Genomic DNA, 18,893 nt, shown 5'->3' on the forward strand with positions numbered 1-18,893 from the left:
TCAGGCCATGGAAATATTGGCGGCGGCTTTCTGCATCCACACCCACAGATAGGTCGCCAATCCGCGATCAACATGAACGAGCAGATCCTCGTCATGGCGATAGACAATCGCGCTGACGCCGCCAAACATCAATGCGGAGGACGCACTGTGCGTTTCAGGTGCCAGCGTCGATGCCCGGGCGATGAGCTCAGAAGTGGCCTCACCCCTTATGGCGAAAACATGCAGGCCCGCGCTGACCGGCGTGACCGCGAACCCCGCTTCGTGCCACCCCGAGGCCACCTCGAGCGGTCTGGCGGTAACTGCCAGCAAACGATCCCGTGCGATTTGTGCGCAATAAGCTTCGCCAGAAGCCGGGCTGAATGCGCCAACGCCCACTGCCGGCATTTTTGCTGCCTGTGCCCACCCGGCAAGATTGCCGCTGACGATGTTCTGGAAAAGACCCGGACGGGTTTTCACGACGAGACCGGGGATTGTAATCTCGGCCGTTGTCCAGTTGGGCGGAGCGGTCCATTTCTCAGCAAGATTACGCATGAAGCCGCTCTCCGGAAGGATCAAATGCACAGGGCGCTGCAATTGTCGCCGTTCTCAATATCCCCAGATGCTGCATCTGAACGATCTCGCCATGTCGGGACGCCCCGCCCTCGATGAGAGCCAGAGCGACGGGTCCGCCAAGCGTGGGGCTCATATGGCTGGTCGTCACGAAGCCCTGACTGCGAAGGCGCCCTTCATCATGGCGGATTGCATGGGCTCCTGTGGGCAGGGGCGGAGAACCATCCGGAACGGTCAGACCCACAAGTTGCAGGCGCCGGGCATCATCGGCAACCTCCGTAAAAAGCGAGCGACGGCCGATATATTCGCTCTTTCGTTTTTCACGAGGGCCGGCGACACCGAGGTCCTGAGGCATGGTGGTGCCGTCGGTATCCTTTCCGATGACGATAAAGCCCTTTTCGGCGCGCAGGATCATCAGCGCTTCGAGACCGATCGTGACGGCCTCTAGCGGCTTGCCAGCTTCCTGAAGAGCACTCCAGAGCCGTTCGGCACTGTCTGCAGCGATCGAAATCTCATAGGAGCGGTCGCCGGTGAAGGAAACCCGCGCAACACGGATCGGGTCGCTGCCGAAACGACCTTCCGCAACAGACATGTGCGGCAGGTCACCGTCTTCCAGCGAAAGGCCAAGGCCAAGTTCGCCAAGCAGTTTTTTCGAGTTCGGGCCCGATACGGTGAGGGTCGCCCAATGCGCCGTTGCGTTATGGATGTAGACCGCCTCGCGTGAAAACCGATCCTGGCGCCATTCTTCCAGACGCGCATGGACAGCAGCTACGTGGGCGGACGAACATGAAACCACGAAACGGTGCTCGTCCAGCCGCACCAGAACGCCATCATCGAAGACGACGCCATTCTCCGACAATATGAATCCATAGCGGCAGCGGCCCGGCTTCAGGGTCGACATGGTGTTGTAGAAGATGAAGTCGACGAACTCGGCTGCCTTAGGTCCGATCACCTCGATCTTGCCGAGCGTCGAACCGTCGAAAAGCGCGACCGAACGTCGTGCCCTGGCTGCCTCATCATGAATGACCTCGTCGGCCTCCTTCTGGTCCCGGGCGTAAAATGCAGGCCGCAACCAGCCGCCATATTCCTGAAAAACGGCACCCTGCGCGCGATGCACATTCTCAAGCGGCAGACGCCGAACCGGATGCATAAGCTCCCCGCCGACCGAACCCGCATAGCTGGTAAAGGGAACCGGCGTGAATGGCGGCCGATAGGTAGTGGTTCCGACTTCAGGAACGGTGCGCCCGGTGATCGCCCCCATAAGCGCAAGGCCGGCAAGGTTTGAAGTCTTACCCTGATCGGTCGCCATGCCCAATGTGGTGTAGCGCTTGAGATGCTCGACCGAGACGAAATTTTCACGGGCCGCGAGTTCCACATCCTTCGCCGTCACGTCATTCTGGTAGTCGATCCAGACACGCCCCTTCTGGTCAGGAGCTGGCCATGCCGCAGTGACACCGCCACTGGCTTCGAAGCCGGTGCTGCAGGCCACCGGTTCGCCACCGTTGATGGCTGCCACACTCGCAAAAACCTCGGAAAGCGCCGAACTGCCGGCCAGAACCCCGACGGTTTCAATACCGGGAACCCGATCACCGGGCAGGAATGCACAGCGCCTGTCATCCCAAGCCAGCTTACCCCGAGCCTGACCGAACAGATGGACGCTCGGCGTCCATCCCCCTGATACTGCGACGCAATCCGCCGGGAGGGTCTTTCCGTTGCTGAGCTGAACACCCTCAACCCGCAAGCGTCCCCGGGCCGCGACAACACTGCATCCGGCAATCAGGGGCACTCCCGCAGGCGCGGAAACCTCGCCTCGCACGTCTACCAGCGTTACCGATGCGCCCGCGCCAGCCAGAGCCGCAGCCACTTCATGAGCACTGTCGTTGTTGGTGGCGACAACAATGCGCTTGCCTGCCAACACAGCGTAGCGGCGAAGATAAACCAGCGCCGCGTCTGCCGACATGATGCCGGGCAGGTCGTTATTGGCGAATGGCAAAGGCCTCTCGATCGCGCCGGCCGCGAGCACTATCTGCGCAGGCCGAACACGCCAGAGCGTATCCGGACGACCGTCACCATGATGCTGATTGAGCGCCACCAGATTGTGGTCATAGATGCCGAAAGCGGTCGTGGAGGGCAACACGATATGCCCGCCACAATTCAGCTCTGCCAGCGATGAGGCAATCCAGTCCGCAGCTGGTTTCCCGTCAATCTCCGCTTCCCGGTGGAGAAGCGAGCCGCCGGGCTCCGGCGCATCGTCCACCAGCATCACGGATTTTCCGCCGGCTGCGGCCTGACGGGCTGCGGCGAGGCCAGCTGGACCTGCACCCACGACCAGAACATCGCAATGATGATTGATCTGGTCAGCAGGTCCCGAAGAACTCCATTGGGGATCGACAGAGCCCAGCCCCGCCATGGACCGGATGCGCGGCTCAAACAGATGCCAGTCGGGCCACATGAAGGTCTTGTAGTAGAAAGCGGCCGGAATGAAGCGCGAAAAGCGGTCGATAAAGGCTTTCCGGTCGGTGGCCGCATTCGGAACGGCGTTGACGCTGCGCGCGCTCAGACCGTCGCAAATAGTCTCAGTTGTTGCGCGGCTGTTGGGTGAATGGCGGTCGGCACGCACGACATCAATCAGTGCGTTGGGCTCCTCGACTCCGGAACCCCAGACGCCGCGCGGGCGGTGATATTTGAAGCTGCGGCCAACAACCACCACATTTGCGGCGAGCAGAGCTGAGGCAACAGTGTCGCCAGCAAAACCTTCGATGGTCTTGCCATCAAAAGTGAATGTGACGCGGCGGCTGCGATCAAGGGCGGCACCGCCGGAAGCGAGACGCGCAGCGACCATCACAAGCCCTCCCCGGAAATGGGTGCAGAAGCGCCGACGGCGTGATCGACGCTGCTGCGCTCCATAGTAAAGAATTCGCCGCACGTCATATGAACCCAGACCTCGTTCGTGACGCCTTTGGGGTTGGTGCGCATGTGCAGATAATCGGTCCAGCGCGAGGCCGGAATTTTGCCATCGGGCCGGACATTTCCGGCCTCGCCACCAAAGTGAAATTCGGTCTCATCGCGCGGACCGCAGAAGGGACAGGTAAAGAGCTGCATGTTGGTTCCTAATGCGCAATGCCGGAGCCGGCAGCCTCATCAATGAGACGTCCGGTTGTGAAGCGATCAAGATCGAACGGGCGACTGATGTCGTGATGCCGGCCCGTGGCTAGCAAATGGGCAAGCAACACACCTCCGGCAGGAATGGCCTTGAAACCACCCGTACCCCAGCCGCAATTCAGATAGAGGCCAGGCAGAGGAGACTCGCCGAAAATGGGCGAGGAGTCCGGCACCACATCGACGATGCCAGCCCATTGTCGCATCATGCGCAACTGACCAAAGGTCGGGAACATCTCCAGCAAGCCGGCAACGACACCTTGCAGGGTGGGCAGGTTCCCGCGCTGGCCATACGAGGGAATGCGATCCAGCGCACCGCCAAGAACCAGCTCGCCCTTGTCCGACTGGCTCACATAAACGCCGGGCCCCGGGGACAATGCAACGACATTCAGAACCGGCTTGACCGGCTCGGACACGCAGGCCTGAAGTGCATAGGAATTGACCGGCAGGCGAAAGCCGGCTTTCGCAGCCAGAACCGAGGAATGTCCGGCAACGGCCATGCCAAGACGTTCGGCCCGAATTTCGCCACGCGTTGTCTTCACACCGCAGCAGCGCCCGCCTTCGATGATGAAATCGGTAACCTCGCAATTCTGGATGATGTCGACGCCAAGTCTGCTGGCGCCCCGGGCATAACCCCAAGCCACCGCGTCGTGCCGTGCAATGCCGCCACGCCCCTGCCAGACAGCCCCGAAAACTGGGTAACGCGCATCAGGCGAGAAGTTGAAGATCGGAGCGACCCGCCGTACATCCTCGGGCTGAAACAGTTCGGCATCAACGCCATTGATCTGCATTGCATTGACGGCGCGGGCTGCGATCTCCATCTCGGCCACGCTGTGGCAGAGTGTGAGCATACCGCGCTGCGACAGCATGATGTTGTAGTTCAGTTCCTCCGACAGGCCTTCATAAAGGCGCAACGCCAGATCGTAGAGATCAGCGCTTTCCCGGTAGTAGTAATTTGAACGCACGACCGTTGTATTGCGGCCGGTGTTACCGCCGCCAATCCAGCCCTTTTCAATGACCGCGACGTTGGTGATGCCATGTGTGCGGGCAAGATAATAAGCCGTCGCCAGACCATGCCCGCCGCCGCCGATGATGACGGCATCATATCTGGCTTTGGGCTGGGGCGATCTCCAGGCCTGCTGCCAGCCCTTCTGGCCCGCCATGCCTTCTACAAACAGCGAAAGAGCCGAGTAGCGTCGCGTCATTCAAGTCTCCCCGCACCATCCTGCGATACCGAAAGCCACCCCCGATATGGCAGGCTTCGGCACAACGCTTCCTCCGGTTACATCAAGCTGATTTAATTCTACTGGACACTTATGTCCAGAGGGCATGAAAAAGACGACAGCCACCTGTGCTGTTGTAAGCGGCGACGTTTTTTCAGAAAGCGGGCTCTCCACTTTCACGGGAAGCGGCCGGGCCTGTTTCAGGTTTCGGAAACGGCTCTTTCGTTTCCCGCGGCAAATAACCCCCACCCCGCTGACCAGAGGTATGGCGGCTACCAATTCACATCAGGTCAGCGGGGTGGGGGTTATTTGCCATAACGCTTCTGACAGCCGCAGTCTCCTGCCTGCGACAGCGCCGCTTTGCCGTGGGCCCCAATACGAGCGGCCAGACCTGAACCCAGCTTAAGTATGCAGCGATGGTTGACCCGCAAACTTAGATGTTCTCACGGGAACCATCCTTCCCCATGGGGGATCACGATTGGGAAGTTCCAGCCGGGAATGGCAGGCTTGATTGAAGCTCGTCGACGCCGTGAAGGTGATATCTCCTGAGAGAAACCGGGTGGCCAGAAAACTCTCCTTCCGGACTTTAGTCGTCGAGCATCATGCCTTTCCGATGAGCCAGGGGCTCTTCGCCAAGGACGCGGGCAACGATACGGCCAGGCTGAATCAGCCGATCCGGCCTGCGTGAGATAACTATGCCGTCAGTAGCTGACTTTATCGGCAGGCGTGCCTGCTCAGGATCATCCGCCAGAGGGTCGACAAGTTCGGCAATCGTCTGGCCCTTCGACACGCTGTCTCCCAGCGAAACCTTATAGGCTATGATACCGGCGACCGGAGACCGGATAGTATCGCAGCAGGCTGCTGACCGTGGTGCGGAAACCAGTGGTGGCAGAGGAAGAGCCTCCCCCTCTATAAGGCCGCGTCGTCTCAGGAACCTGAACAGCGCCTCAGCATCAGGCCGCGCGAAGCTGTCATCGACATCAGCCGAGCCGCGATATTCCACGGTGGCTGCAAAACATGCGAGAGGCAATGGAAACGAGCTTTGTAGTTCATCTGCGAGCTTGATCCAGGGTGCCGAAAAAGCATGTTCGAATGTACCGTTACCGGCAATTTCAGCCAGCATCGTCGCCTGGCTTCCGATTTCGGCGGCCAGATCGACGCCGGGCGGCGACAAGGCTGAATGCATGAACAAGTGCAGCACTGCTTCCATGTCACAGTGCAGGTCGAGCACAATATCGGCATCGAAAGCCAGCCTCGCCAGCGCAAGGCGCAGGCTGCCCATTTCGGAATTGGGCTTGATCTGCGACAGCGTGTCGGCCATCGCAGCGCGCACAAGAGCAGTGTTTTCCTGCGCATCCTGGGTGAGAAGCGGTCGCACACGATCAGGCAGACCATCGTAGAGATCGGGCCAGTTTCGATTGGCGTTGACGCCACTCGGCAAATCGAAGCGTCCAAGAAGCGCGCCGTGCAGAACCTGAGTTACCCCCACCGGGTTGGCGACGGGAACAACGATGACTTCGCCACGGATGCGACCTGCCCGATCGCTTTCGTCGAGCAGCCTGATGAGGTGATGCTGTACCAGCATCGGTGGAATTTCATCTGCGTGAAGCGATGCTTGTATGTACGCCTTTGGCCGCGCACCCGCACGACCGTAGCGGATGACCTTGAGGGAACGCGAAGCTCCGATGTGGCCGGGCAGCAGCGGGATATTCTCGATATGCTTTGTCATACTCACCTGATCTGACCTCAGAAGGTTTCCCGTCAGCTCCACATCGCCTTCACGACGCCGCCCGTGCTGCTCGTGCTCTCACCCAGCGCTCCACCAGCATGATCAGCAGAGTAAGAAGAATGAGAATGGTGGCGATGCTCGCGATGGCGGGGTCAATGTTTTCGTGAACGCCGTCCCAGATCGCGCGGGGAAGCAGGTAGATCTTACGTCCACCGATGAAAAGCAGAACCACGATCTCGTCCCAGGCGTGAATAAATGCGAAGACCGCCCCGGCCGCTATTCCGGCCTTGATGTTGGGCAGGATCACCCATCGCATCGTCTGCCACATCGTGGCGCCAAGATTTCGCGCCGCCCGCTCGAGCCTGACGTCGAAGTTAGACAGAGCGGCGGAAACGGCGATAACGACCATAGGAATGCCGGTGATCGTATTCGCGAGGATCACTCCAAAGAAGCTGTCGACAATATTGAGGTCGATCCACATGCGATAGATGCCGAGAGCATGCACGATCGAAGGAACAATCATCGGCAAAAGGAGAATGGCGCGGACCAGTTCTGACGTGCGGGACGCAATACGCCAGCAGCCAATCGCAGCGAAAGTTCCCAGAGCAACTGTGAACACCATGGAAATGCTGGCAACGATAAAGCTCCGCCCCATACTGGCCAACCAGACTGGGTTGTCCACAAGCGCCTCATAGTGCCTGAACGAGATGCCATGATGCGGCAGCGACAGAAAACGTTGATCCGTCAGCGAAACCGGCAGCACAATTACCATGGGCAGCACGAGATAAGCGGCCACCAGCCAGGCAAGAACAAGTACAGCGCCATACCAGCGGCTTTTGCGCAACTCACTCATGTGGCGGCTCCGAACATACGGCGCAGATCGAAGAACCGCGAAACAGCAAAGAGAATGGCAAAAATCGTCACCAGAAGAACGGAGGCCAGCATTGTCGCCATTTCCCACCGCACATTCTCAAGGATGTTGAAGGCAATGTACTCAGCAATCATCACCGTCTTGCCACCACCAAGGATGGCAGGCGTAATGTAAAAACCGAGAGACATCACAAAAACCAGGACAGCCGCGCTGACCGCACCCGGAAGGCTGAGAGGAAGGAAGACCCTGAAGAAGGAGCCGACGGGCCCAAGCCCCAGGCCTCTGGCCGCCAAAACCAACCGCTGATCTATACCGCGCATACCCGCATAGAGCGGCAGAACGGCATAGGGCAGCATATAATGAATCATGCCGATGATGACGCCCAGCTCATTGCGCACCAACGACAATGGCTGATCGATCAGGCCGAGGCTCATCAGAGTATCATTCACAACGCCCTGACGCCCAAGCAGTATCAGCCAGGCAAAGGAGCGCACCAGTACCGACAGCCAGAACGGCAAAAGAACGAAAAACAACAGCAACTGCCGCTGCCGCGCGCTGACATGAACGAGGATGTAGGCAACCACATAACCCGCAGCGAGCGTAATAATCGTCGATATGACGCAAACACGTATGGTGACGATCAGAACTTTCGCAATGGTCTGGTTGGTGAACAACATTTCATAATTGCCCAGACCGGGTTCCGGAACAGTGAAGCTCAGCCACAACACTCCGAGAACCGGCACGACGTAGAAGCCGAGCAGAAGAAGGAGCGCGGGCAGTACGAACATCCAGTAGGAGGCCTTTAAAGCAGGCAGCGGAAAAAGGCCCTTCATGACGGACGCCCTCTTCCTGGCGCAGGCGTTCGGGATTGTTCATTTTGCACTGCAGAGTCTCCTCATTCAGTCCACATGCAGCGGCTGCTCCGGATTCCGGACAACCAGCATGTTCCTGCTCGACCAATTTTTTACTAGACTCCATCTTGCCATTTAGTCAAGCTACTTGACCTGATGGATTGTGCTGGTACAGTTATCGTCACCCTTTACGCAAAAGCCATGTTCCTGAAGGTTTTCGATGTAAGGTCCCCGCGGGAAACATGTGACCATGACCCTGTGTGGTGTCGGGGCGGCTAGAATTGAGTGCTTGCCAAAGGGGAAAGCAACTTGCCGTCATGGAAAATGACGGTAGTATCAGATTATGGCGGAGAACCCATATGTCTTACAAGAAAGAAATGTTCGGGACCGGAAGCGGCCTGAACCCTGATCGCCGAACTTTCCTTTCCCTTTGTGCAGCAGCCGGCATGACGCCGCTGATGATGGGAAAAGCACTCGCAGGTGCAAACGAACTCGTGCTCGCAAGCTGGGGTGGCGATGCCGGCAAAGCATTGGCTGCCGCTTTCCTGGATAGCTTTGCAGCAGAGACCGGCATTGCCGGCGCCAGCGATGGCAGCGGAACATCGGGCGGCAAAATCAAAGCCATGGTGGAATCCGGCAGCATCACATGGGACGTGATGGATACGGGCACCGCAGTGGTTCAGCTCGGCGAGGAAGGATATCTTGAGGAGATCGACTATTCGATCGTCGACAAATCCAAGGTGCCGGAAGGCTTCGCTTACAAATACGCCATCGCCAATTATCTTTTCAGCTACGTTCTCGATTACGATCAGGTGGCTTTGAAGGACAATCAGCCAAAGACGTGGGCCGATTTCTGGAACCTGAAAGATTTCCCCGGCAAGCGCGCCCTGCGCAAAGGGGTGGAGGGTATGCTCGAGATCGCGCTCATGGCTGATGGCGTGCCAATCGACAAACTCTATCCGATCGACGAAAAGCGCGCTTTCAACAAGCTGAAAGAGATCAAGAAGGACTGCTTCTTCTGGGCGAACGGAGCCGAAAGCCAGCAAATGCTCCGCGAAGGCGAAGTGACGATGGGCGCAATGTGGAGCACCCGCGTGAATGCCCTGAAAGAAGACACAGGCGGCCGGTGCGTATGGACCTGGAACCAGGGCTTGCTTTGCCCGGGCGTGTGGGCCGTGCCGAAGGGTAACCCGGCCGGCAAGGATGCCTTCCGCTTTATCGCATGGGCTCAGAACCCGGAACGGCAGATTGAGCTGTTCAAGATGATGAATGGCAGTCCGGCCAACCCCGACGCAGCAACGCTGCTTCCAGCCGAACTCGTACCGCTTGATCCGGGCCATCCGGACAATGCCAAGCTTCAGGCCAAAATGGACGCTGAATGGTATGGCAAGAACCAGATCCGGCTAAACGATCAATATCTTGACTTCATCGCGTCGTGATCGGCACGGCGCAATAAAAAGAAACCGGCGGCGGCATTCCGATCGCCGCCGGGCTCATGCCAGCACCCTGCCGCTGTGTTGGCTTTCTGTTTCCCCAACACAGCGGCCCTGACATCCGGCGCGATGAGCGCCACGCACGCCCCGGCTCCTTCTCCCTGGCGGTCGCAGCCGCAGACATCCCGCCGATTGCCTTCAAAGACGGGGCCGGCAGCCACAGAACAAGGTTCTTTCATGATCGAAACGAATGCCGCAGAAGCATCTGGATCGCGCCTCGCGCAAACATTGACGGCACGGGGCATTACCAAGACCTATGGTCAGATGCATGCCGTGGATTCGGTTGATCTCGAGGTCAGGAGCGGAGAATTTCTTACTTTGCTCGGCCCGTCGGGATCCGGCAAGACCACACTGTTGATGATGATCGCGGGTTTCGTTCAGCCGACATCCGGAGAAATTGTGCTTGGAGAGCAAGTCATCACCAACCTGCTGCCAGAGCGTCGCAATTTCGGGATGGTGTTTCAGGGATATGCGCTGTTTCCCCACCTTTCGGTTGCCGACAACGTCGCCTTCCCGTTAAAGGCGCGAGGCATTTCGCGAGCAGAGTCCCATCTCAGGGTGAGCAAGGTCCTGGAACAAGTGCAAATGGCGCACCTGGCCGACAGGCTTCCCAGTCAGCTTTCAGGCGGCCAGCAGCAGCGTGTCGCACTGGCACGTGCAATCGTCTTCTCTCCGGATTTATTGCTTCTTGACGAGCCGCTGAGCGCCCTCGACAAGCGCCTGCGTCATGACTTGCAGGACGAGCTGAAACAGTTGCACCGTGAGGTCGGAAAGACCTTCATCAATGTGACGCATGATCAGGAAGAAGCTTTGACGATGTCGGACCGCGTTGCCATCATGCGCAACGGGGCGATCGTCCAGGTCGGCAGCCCGAAGGCGCTTTACGACAAGCCAGTCAGCCGGTTCGTTGCCGATTTTCTCGGGAAGAGCAATTTTCTCTCCTGCACGGTTTCCTCTCTTGAAAGCGGAATGGTTCATTGCCGCCTGAACGACCGTGTTTTTCAGCAGATCCCCCCTGCTGCCCCTCTGTCAGTTGACAATCCGGTACTGCTTGCGCTCCGACCCGAACGCATGGAGCTACATGATCAGGAGCCGCAGGAGCGCTGTAATAGATTACCTGGCCGGGTAATCTCGGTAAGCTATACCGGGGCCAGCTTCCATATTGCCGTCAGGACGCAGGAGGCCGGCGACCTCATGCTGACAATCCCGACCTGGAGCACCGAAATTCTTCCCGAAACCGGCAATGCTGTATGGGTGTCATGGTCGGCAGATGCAGCGGTTATTGTATCGGAAGCTTAAGTACCGCTGAACTGGAAACCAAATAAGCAGCCAGTTTCATCGGATGGCGACGAGCGGATGCGTCCGGATATCCGCTTCGATTGCGCTTATGTGACGAAGAAAGCCGAATGGAATAGCAACCCGGAAACCAGCACTTCGACCGGATGCCGGGCATCCGGCATATTTCATCTGCCGTGTTCCCGTCCGGGCCTTTAACATGCAATCAGGCTGAGCTTCTAAACGGCAGGGTTTTAAGCATCGGCCGCAGAACTTCCGCTACCCGCCCACAACAGGGCCTGCCCGTTGCCGAAACAGGACATGGAGCATGTACACTTGCCGCAGCATTGGGCAGCCACCAACCCGCACAGCATACGACATGTCATAACGAAAACACCATGGCGCGGTCAGAACGCGGTTTTCGCGCACATCTTGCAAGAGAACCCCTTCCCGAGTGCTCACCCTCGGTCAGGCAAACCCCTATCCTCGCCTTCTTCGCTCGGGAAGAAATGCAACTGATCCGAAAATGAAATATCTCAACACATCTCTAGAAAGTAGGTGGAGTATTTACCCAAAGTACATAGGCTTCAGTCTCCCCCGGATTGTTGTATGCATGCGGTAATTCAGACTGGAACATGAACGAATCTCCTGCTGACAACCGGTAGGTTCGGTCCATGACATGTAGGTCGATCATACCTTCGAGAACAAACCCCATCTCCTCTCCAACATGACTGATGGCGTCGTGACCGCCACCCTGCGGAGCCACAATGTGGATATTCGCCTGCAGCAATGACTTTGGACCCAGGGGGACGACCTGCTCAAGCAACACTCCGCTGGAGTTAGGCCGCGTATTCATCTGAATTCGGGGGCGTCTTCCGCTGCGCACGATGAAAACCGGCTCTTCCCCACTGTGATCCGTATCGAACAGATTCGATACGTTGATACCCAGCACAGCGACCAGCCGATGCAGCAGGGTCAGGGAAGGCTGAACCTTGTCACGTTCCAGCTTCGAAACGAAACTTTCTGAACAATCGACGAGATCAGCGACCTGCTTCATGCTCATGCCCTTGATCTTGCGTGCATGTCGCAGGCGTCCGCCGATATGAATTTTATCCACGTCCTGGGCCAAATCTCACGGTCTCCTGCTTGCTGAAAATGGATTTCGAGGCTGCTGGCTTACATGTACACCAGCTGGCCCTCAAGTAAAGTAGCTTGACAAAGAGGCATTTGTCAGCTCTGTCTGTCATGGCCGCTGCCAAAGCGGTTTCCGATTTTGAAGATCCATCGGGGCTCTCCTCTGATGCAAGCGGGCCTCTCATTTGTTCACGCGGGCTCTGGGATGATCGCATGCCGTGGAGCTTCCTGAGAGCATCGTACGCGCGCTCTTCGAATGATCCGTAATATACAGGAGCCTCGCCGAGTATGACATTGAAATTAATCGATTCTGCTCCGCAATGGCCGAACGGCGCCCGCTGCGCGGTGTGCATATCGTTCGATGTGGATGGCGAGACGCTGGTCCACCGGCGGTTTCCGGATTCTGCACCGGATCAGGTGGCATTGGCGGCGCAGTTCCGTTACGAACCGATGGTGGCCATGCCGAGGTTGCTCAGGATTTTTGCGGCCCACAATATCCGGCAGACTTTCTTTATCCCGGGCTGGTGTGTCGATCAGTATCCGGCGATGATAGAGCAGATTCTCAAAGGCGGGCATGAAATTGCCCATCACGGCTACGCCCACGCACGCCCCAATGTGCAGACGCCTGAGGCGGAGAGAGAGAGCCTTCAGGCCGGCATCGAGGCCATTCAGAGGGCGAGCGGTGCCCGGCCAGTGGGCTATCGCGCTCCCGCGTTCCAGCACTCCCGTCAAACGCTTTCATATCTGCTTGACGCAGGCTTTGAGTATGATTCCTCGCTTTTCGGCGATGATGTGCCGTACCTCATTGGCGACGACACACGCACTCTGATTGAACTGCCGACCGACATCACGCTGGATGACTGGACCAAGTTCGCATGCCTGCCGGATTTTGGCTACATGATGCCGATTGCTTCGCCCGCCGCAGCGCTTGAGATGTACAAGGCGGAATTCGATGCTGCCTGGCGCCACAATGGCATGCTGGTCACCGTCTGGCACCCCTTCCTTTCGGGCCGACTGGCCCGCGCCGAGATGATCGACGAACTGCTGACCTACATGCAGCAGAAGGGTGGTGTCTGGTTCGCGACCATGTCCGAAATTGCCCGCCATTGCCGGGGACTGATTGATGCTGGCCGCTGGCAGCCAAGGACGGATCGCATTCCTTTCTTCTCTGGTCCGCTGCCAACCGGTACGCCCGGCTGAAGCAGTGACTGCACCCATCATCTTGCAAGGTTTCATTCAGGACATGTCAAATCAGGGACGTACCGTTGACGGCGCGCGGGTATTGAGCCGGCTGGAGGAGATCTCCCGTATCGGGAGACTGGAGAACGGTGGCGTCTGCCGGCTGGCACTCTCATCGGAAGAAACAGAGGCCAGGGCCAGGCTCATTGGCTGGGCACAGGCACTTGGTTGCACTGCATTTATAGACCCCATCGGCAATCTGTTTCTGCGTTTTGGGGACGCCGGCTCGAACGAGCCCCCGGTTCTCGTAGGCTCTCATCTCGATACACAGCCGGTCGGCGGAAATTTCGACGGCGTGCTGGGGGTCATTGCCGCGCTTGAATGCGTCGAGGTTCTGGCCCGACGCCCGGACCGGACATTCCTGCCTGTCGAAATAGCCATATGGTGCAACGAGGAGGGAGCACGCTTCAATCCCACCACGATGGGGGCTGCCGTACACGCCGGGCATTTCCCGCTGGAAAACGCCTTGGCGACAACGGATTCAGACGACGAATCCGTTGAGACATCGCTACGGCAGTCAATGACGAGCCTGAGATCCTGCGGCATCGATCTGTCGGCCCGGGAGCTCGCGGCGAAATACAAGGCTTATGTGGAACTTCACATCGAGCAGGGACCTATCCTTGAGAAGGAGAGCTGCGCGATCGGCATCGTTACCGATATTCAGGGACTCGTTCAGTACAGGATTGGAGTGTCTGGCACGGCCGGTCATGCGGGAGCGGTCCCCATGGAAAGCCGGCAGGACGCTTTGACATACGCCCGTTCGCTTATGGCACAGATCGATACCGCGCTCAACGCCATCGATGACCTGCGCTTCACCATTGGCTGCATCGCCGTGGCGCCAGGATCGATCAACACAATCCCGGCGAAAGCCGAATTCACCCTCGACGTGAGGCACCCTCACCCTGAGATGCTGGCAAGAGCCGCGGCGCAGATAGAGTTTCTGTGTAGCGGAGTGCAAGTGACCCGCCTTATCTATCAGGCGCCCGTGCCGTTCGATGCGCGGGTGATCAGGACGATCGAAACAGCGACACAACATCAGGGGTTGAGTTCGCGAAGGATTGTTTCCGGAGCGACCCATGATGCAGCCCACGTTGCGGATCTTTGCCCTGCCGGAATGATTTTCGTCCCCTGCCGCGATGGCGTCAGCCATAATGAAAATGAACACTGCGCGCCAGAGCATGTGATTCAGGGCACTCAGGTGCTCGTTGAAACCGTCATGGCGCTGGCTGAAAGGTCGGAACTGTGACGCGACTGGTAATCAGCCATTACATGCCGGCCGACCACGGCACGCATGTGGATTTCATCCTTCCCTGGATATCCAGAGTGCAAGCCGTCTGCCCCTCGCTGGAATTTGAGGTGAATTGCGAGGGGCATCCGCTGGGTCTGCTTGAAAACCAGTTCAGTCAGGTATCCTCTGGCGTTGTTGACATAGCGCATTCGCCTGCGTCTCTGCCTCCGGGTCGCTTTCCGCTTACCAATCTGATGAATCTGCCCTTCCTGGTCGAAGATTCGCAGCAGGCAAGCGACCGGCTCTGGAAGGCACACGAAATCTTTCTCAAGGGCGAATTCGCGCCCCTGCACGTCCTTGCCCTGCATGCCGACAGCGGCGGTGTTCTTCACATGCGCGATACGCCGGTCAGATCGCTGGACGACCTGTCGGGCAAGCGGATCCGTACGCCGGTCGGAGCGATAGCCGACGCAATGCGCGCAACGGGCGCCGAACCGGTGCATCTGCTTCCCCCCGCCATCGGTCAGGCTGCACGCAATGGTGAGATCGATGGCGCTATCATGGCCTGGGACGTTCTGGCCTATACCGGAACGCAGGACATTTTCCGGCACCATTACGAGGATGTCTTCTATGTCTCACCGCTTTATCTGGTGATGAATCCTGACAGCTACGCCGGACTGACCAGCGACGAACGGCAGGCACTTGACGACTGTTCCGGAGCGGATCTGACCCCACGGTTTGGTGCCTATTGGAACACCTGGTCTGCGCCCGGACGGGCTCTTGCGCAGGAAGAGGGGCACAGCCTCGAACGCCTTCCTGCGCAGGTGATGTCCGGATTGCGGGCTGCGGCGACTGAAAGCATCAGGCGACACGTCAACCGTTCTATTGAGGGCGGGCTCGTCGATGCATCTGAGGTCATTGACGTATTTAATGGACACAACGAGCGCCGCTAGAGATCGGCCAGACAAGAAGGGAAACGGGCAATGCCGCACTATCCGACATGGGACGAGACATTCCGGGGCAAGGTCTGGCGCACGACGCACTTTCCCCGGATTGAAGAGGACATGCCTACATTTCTGGGAGTGCGTCATGCGCTTACCGAAGACGACATCCAGGGAGCGGATGTTGTCATCATAGGCGCGCCTTTCGTTGCCGGCTGGGGAGAGAAATACAGTGGGGTGGACAAGAAGGAATGGATTTCCGCCACACGCCGTGTGCGTCAGCAGTCGATCCGTTACCGATCGGGATACATACAGGATTTCGACCTCGACGTTTTTGAGCATCTCAAGGTCGTCGACTACGGAGATGCGGATATCCCTATTGAGACAAGTTATGACGGTCGTGCCGAAAAAATCCTGGAAGCCCAGGAGGCCACGATGGTCAAGGTGCGGGCGGCTCTGAAAGCCGGAGCTGTGCCGATCGTCATCGGCCAGAACTCGCCATGTGGATCCTATGCCGTCGGCCGTCCTATCGCCGAGACGGTTCAAGGGAAGGTCGGAATGGTCAGCCTCGACACCCACTGGGACGCCTGGCCTTACGACTGGGCAACCATGAGCGAGCATGTGGCCGGCTCCACCAACTGGAAAGACAAGCTTTATCGCGATTGCCCGAATTTCTCGATGGCACATCTGGTCGAGATCGGTGAGCGCGGCATGCTGGAAGATCCAGCCACGATCCGGCGCTTCGTGAAGGCGGGTACAGACTTCATCCCCATGTGGCGACTGCGCACGGAACTCGGCATCGAGGGAACCGTCAAGGCGCTGGATCGGGCCTTCGACGGCACCGATGCCGTTTACGCGCATTTCGACATGGATGTTCTGGGCGGCGCCGGTCCCAGCGAAGGGGATATTCTGGGCGAGCTCGCCGAGCCAATCGGCATGACGGACTACGAGGCAATCCGCCTGGGCCACGAGGTGGGGCTGCGCGGCGGAAACGGCCTCTCCTTCATCTGCATCCCGCCCGGATCGGCCGTCACCTATCGGGTGATCGTCTATGTAATGATGTATTTCATGGCGGGCCTGGCGAAGCGCAAGATCGCGTTGCAGGGCAAGTAAGCGGAGCACTCAGGGCTGGACTGTGCAGGCAGATCGGGCGGCAACGCCAGATCGGCCTGCACGAGTACCGAGCCGATCTTTCAAGTTACTTTCTTATCTGGAATGTAACTTGACTAAAAGTTCAGACCACTCCATGAAGAAGTGATCGCAGCCGTGGTTGATAAGCGGCGGCGCAAGCAGGGGACGGCACTGGCGGCGTCCCCGGATAAAAATCCAGGGTTGGGAGCTACCATGTCCGCAGATGTCCTCCTCATCGTAAACGTCGACAGCGATCCTGATCCTGTCTCCACCTATCAGGAGGACGACAGTATCCTCACCAAGTACTCGCGCATGCGGGAGATCATCGGCAATCACGCCGGCGGCGCAGCCGCGTGGACGGTTCTGACAGGATCTCTGTATCGTGATCGTTTTTACGAGGGCGCGTTTATCCCCTTCTGGCGGGAACTGGTCGCGGGCGGGGCTGATCTGGCAATTCATCCGGAAGAGGACCTTTACGGCCCGGGGCCCGGAACAGGCCCGGATTCATGCAGCTACTATCACGCCGAACATATGCGCGACGTTATTCTTTCGCGGGCGCAGAAGCTGCGGGCCGCCGGTTTGCCCGTTTCAGTGTATCGCAGCGGCTATCATGGCTTTACGCCCGATATCGGCGCCATCCTGAAAGAAGCAGAGATTGAGATCGATCTGTCCTGCGCGCCGGAAATCGTGTGGCCCGAAAAGGCCGCAGCCTGGGGCGGTGCACCGCTTTCGGCATATTACATGTCCGGTGGCTGCCAATCTGACATTGCGAAGGATGGAGAAACGAACCCGCTCTTCGAAATTCCATGGGCATGGGACGGCGTTGCGCCCGGACTTTCCCGCCGCTTCGTAGTTGGCGAGAATTACATGATCAACGAATTCTCCAACCTCGAAGCCATGAAACGTGTTTGGGACGCCGTGGTGCGGCGCGCTGCCGAAAAAGGCGAGCAACAGATCGTATCGATGGTCTGCCATACCTACACAATGGGTCAGCCAGAGTTCGAAACGCGCCTGATCTCCATACTCGACTATGTGAGATCCAATAACGGCGAGATCGTATCGCCAAGCCGTGCGAAGGCAATCTATGACCAGCGCGCCTCCGCGGCGAACTGAACAGAGCCACATCATGGCCGGAATACGCGCTTCCGTAAGGGATGAAGGGAGCGCGGAAACTTAATAAAAAACAAAACATGGGAGAACAGCATGCGCAGCCTGATAATCGCAGGTATTACCCTGACCAGTCTCATCGCCTTCCCGGCTCTGTCTGTGGCCGGTGAGATCCCCCAATCGATCCGCGATGCCGGAAAGTTCACGCTTTCCATCAATGCGACCTTTCCTCCGATGGAATTCGTCGACACGGAAACCAACACCTTCAAAGGGCTCGACGTCGATCTCGTCGATGCGATCGCTGATCGTCTTCAGCTGAAGGTCGAGCGAACCGATGGATTGTTCAATCAGCTGATCCCTGCTCTTACCACAGGGCGGACCGACTTCATTCTCTCGGGCATGATCGACAATGAAGAGCGCCGGGAGACGATGGACTTCGTCAATTACATGACGGCCGGAGCGCAGTTTTATGTTCTGACCGATAGCGAATACAAGGATCCGGTGGAATTGTGCGGCAAAGCCGTCGGCACAATCCGCTCGGCAAGCTATCTCAGCATTCTTGAAAAATGGAATGCCGAGAACTGTGTCGCAGCGGGCCATGCCCCGATCGAGATCATCGGATCGGAGAGTTCTCCCGACGTGCGCCTGCAGTTGCGTCAGGGACGTGTCGTAGCGGGCGTGCAGGGCGGAGAGAGCATTCCCTTCACCAGCAAACAGGAAGGCGGCGCCTATCGGCTCATAGGCGAACCCCTGATCACTGCCTATTATGGTGCAGCCTTCCGCAAGGAAGACTCTGCTTTTCGTGATGCCTTTGCAGACGTGATCGAGGAGCTCATAGCTGACGGGACCTACAACTCGATCTTCGAAAAGTGGGAACTCACGTCGCACGCATTGCCACACGTGCTGGTCAACAGCGAGCCTCGCAAATGAGGACGTCTCCTCCACGTATGTCAGTCAATACGG

At 58.2% G+C, this 18,893-nt stretch carries 16 protein-coding genes; 8 read left to right on the forward strand and 8 right to left on the reverse strand.

The window, feature by feature from the left end; all coding sequences use genetic code 11:
- The 7 genes from AC5XE7_RS18405 to AC5XE7_RS18435 form a co-directional block, all read right to left on the reverse strand.
- Window positions 1-531, reverse strand: a complete 531-nt coding sequence (locus tag AC5XE7_RS18405) for a hypothetical protein (RefSeq protein WP_495367116.1) — start codon at window positions 529-531, stop codon at window positions 1-3.
- Complete coding sequence (locus tag AC5XE7_RS18410; RefSeq protein WP_495367117.1) at window positions 524-3,391, reverse strand: sarcosine oxidase subunit alpha family protein; 2,868 nt, start codon at window positions 3,389-3,391, stop codon at window positions 524-526. The genes AC5XE7_RS18405 and AC5XE7_RS18410 overlap by 8 nt, the downstream gene beginning before the upstream one ends.
- Complete coding sequence (locus AC5XE7_RS18415) at window positions 3,391-3,651, reverse strand: sarcosine oxidase subunit delta (protein ID WP_495367118.1); 261 nt, start codon at window positions 3,649-3,651, stop codon at window positions 3,391-3,393. Before AC5XE7_RS18415 ends, AC5XE7_RS18410 begins: the two co-directional genes overlap by 1 nt.
- Window positions 3,652-3,659: 8 nt before the next feature.
- Window positions 3,660-4,913: a sarcosine oxidase subunit beta family protein gene (locus AC5XE7_RS18420; protein WP_495367119.1), complete on the reverse strand. Its 1,254-nt coding sequence runs from the start codon at window positions 4,911-4,913 to the stop codon at window positions 3,660-3,662.
- Between the two features lie 604 nt (window positions 4,914-5,517).
- Complete coding sequence (locus AC5XE7_RS18425) at window positions 5,518-6,660, reverse strand: succinylglutamate desuccinylase/aspartoacylase family protein (protein ID WP_495367120.1); 1,143 nt, start codon at window positions 6,658-6,660, stop codon at window positions 5,518-5,520.
- A 49-nt stretch (window positions 6,661-6,709) separates the two neighbouring features.
- Window positions 6,710-7,513, reverse strand: coding sequence for an ABC transporter permease (locus AC5XE7_RS18430; protein WP_495367121.1), 804 nt, complete (start codon window positions 7,511-7,513; stop codon window positions 6,710-6,712).
- Window positions 7,510-8,364, reverse strand: a complete 855-nt coding sequence (locus AC5XE7_RS18435) for an ABC transporter permease (protein ID WP_495367122.1) — start codon at window positions 8,362-8,364, stop codon at window positions 7,510-7,512. Before AC5XE7_RS18435 ends, AC5XE7_RS18430 begins: the two co-directional genes overlap by 4 nt.
- Window positions 8,365-8,741: 377 nt before the next feature.
- Here AC5XE7_RS18435 and AC5XE7_RS18440 point away from each other — a divergent pair, with 377 nt between their 5' ends.
- Together AC5XE7_RS18440 and AC5XE7_RS18445 are read left to right on the forward strand one after the other, a co-directional pair.
- Window positions 8,742-9,821, forward strand: a complete 1,080-nt coding sequence (locus AC5XE7_RS18440) for an ABC transporter substrate-binding protein (protein WP_495367123.1) — start codon at window positions 8,742-8,744, stop codon at window positions 9,819-9,821.
- Between the two features lie 231 nt (window positions 9,822-10,052).
- Entirely contained in the window at window positions 10,053-11,174 is a 1,122-nt protein-coding gene (locus AC5XE7_RS18445; RefSeq protein ID WP_495367124.1) for an ABC transporter ATP-binding protein, read from the forward strand.
- A gap of 523 nt (window positions 11,175-11,697) precedes the next feature.
- Here AC5XE7_RS18445 and AC5XE7_RS18450 read toward each other — a convergent pair.
- Entirely contained in the window at window positions 11,698-12,279 is a 582-nt protein-coding gene (locus tag AC5XE7_RS18450) for a cupin domain-containing protein (protein WP_495367125.1), read from the reverse strand.
- Between the two features lie 368 nt (window positions 12,280-12,647).
- Between AC5XE7_RS18450 and AC5XE7_RS18455 the strand changes: the two genes are divergently transcribed.
- The 6 genes from AC5XE7_RS18455 (at window position 12,648) to AC5XE7_RS18480 (ending at window position 18,860) form a co-directional block, all read left to right on the forward strand.
- A complete protein-coding gene (locus AC5XE7_RS18455; RefSeq protein WP_495367126.1) occupies window positions 12,648-13,484 on the forward strand; it encodes a polysaccharide deacetylase family protein in 837 nt (278 codons plus the stop codon).
- Window positions 13,408-14,769, forward strand: coding sequence for a M20 family metallo-hydrolase (locus AC5XE7_RS18460; protein WP_495367127.1), 1,362 nt, complete (start codon window positions 13,408-13,410; stop codon window positions 14,767-14,769). The genes AC5XE7_RS18455 and AC5XE7_RS18460 overlap by 77 nt, the downstream gene beginning before the upstream one ends.
- Entirely contained in the window at window positions 14,766-15,704 is a 939-nt protein-coding gene (locus tag AC5XE7_RS18465) for a type 2 periplasmic-binding domain-containing protein (RefSeq protein ID WP_495367128.1), read from the forward strand. Before AC5XE7_RS18460 ends, AC5XE7_RS18465 begins: the two co-directional genes overlap by 4 nt.
- A 30-nt stretch (window positions 15,705-15,734) precedes the next feature.
- Window positions 15,735-16,805, forward strand: a complete 1,071-nt coding sequence (locus AC5XE7_RS18470; RefSeq protein ID WP_495367129.1) for an arginase family protein — start codon at window positions 15,735-15,737, stop codon at window positions 16,803-16,805.
- Window positions 16,806-16,946: 141 nt separating this feature from the next.
- Window positions 16,947-17,936, forward strand: coding sequence for a polysaccharide deacetylase family protein (locus AC5XE7_RS18475; protein WP_495367130.1), 990 nt, complete (start codon window positions 16,947-16,949; stop codon window positions 17,934-17,936).
- Between the two features lie 153 nt (window positions 17,937-18,089).
- On the forward strand, window positions 18,090-18,860 hold the full coding sequence (locus AC5XE7_RS18480; RefSeq protein ID WP_495367131.1) for an ABC transporter substrate-binding protein: 771 nt from the start codon (window positions 18,090-18,092) through the stop codon (window positions 18,858-18,860).
- The last annotated feature ends 33 nt before the right edge of the window (window positions 18,861-18,893 follow it).

This window comes from Aquamicrobium sp. YD-1-mutant5, from assembly GCF_059509755.1.

Excerpts from the sequence above, each read along its gene's own strand:
- AC5XE7_RS18405 (WP_495367116.1), bottom strand. The coding sequence starts at position 531 with ATGCGTAATCTTGCTGAGAAATGGACCGCTCCGCCCAACTGGACAACG.
- AC5XE7_RS18410 (WP_495367117.1), bottom strand. The coding sequence starts at position 3,391 with ATGGTCGCTGCGCGTCTCGCTTCCGGCGGTGCCGCCCTTGATCGCAGC.
- AC5XE7_RS18415 (WP_495367118.1), bottom strand. The coding sequence starts at position 3,651 with ATGCAGCTCTTTACCTGTCCCTTCTGCGGTCCGCGCGATGAGACCGAA.
- AC5XE7_RS18420 (WP_495367119.1), bottom strand. The coding sequence starts at position 4,913 with ATGACGCGACGCTACTCGGCTCTTTCGCTGTTTGTAGAAGGCATGGCG.
- AC5XE7_RS18425 (WP_495367120.1), bottom strand. The coding sequence starts at position 6,660 with ATGACAAAGCATATCGAGAATATCCCGCTGCTGCCCGGCCACATCGGA.
- AC5XE7_RS18430 (WP_495367121.1), bottom strand. The coding sequence starts at position 7,513 with ATGAGTGAGTTGCGCAAAAGCCGCTGGTATGGCGCTGTACTTGTTCTT.
- AC5XE7_RS18435 (WP_495367122.1), bottom strand. The coding sequence starts at position 8,364 with ATGAAGGGCCTTTTTCCGCTGCCTGCTTTAAAGGCCTCCTACTGGATG.
- AC5XE7_RS18440 (WP_495367123.1), top strand. The coding sequence starts at position 8,742 with ATGTCTTACAAGAAAGAAATGTTCGGGACCGGAAGCGGCCTGAACCCT.
- AC5XE7_RS18445 (WP_495367124.1), top strand. The coding sequence starts at position 10,053 with ATGATCGAAACGAATGCCGCAGAAGCATCTGGATCGCGCCTCGCGCAA.
- AC5XE7_RS18460 (WP_495367127.1), top strand. The coding sequence starts at position 13,408 with ATGCTGGCCGCTGGCAGCCAAGGACGGATCGCATTCCTTTCTTCTCTG.
- AC5XE7_RS18470 (WP_495367129.1), top strand. The coding sequence starts at position 15,735 with ATGCCGCACTATCCGACATGGGACGAGACATTCCGGGGCAAGGTCTGG.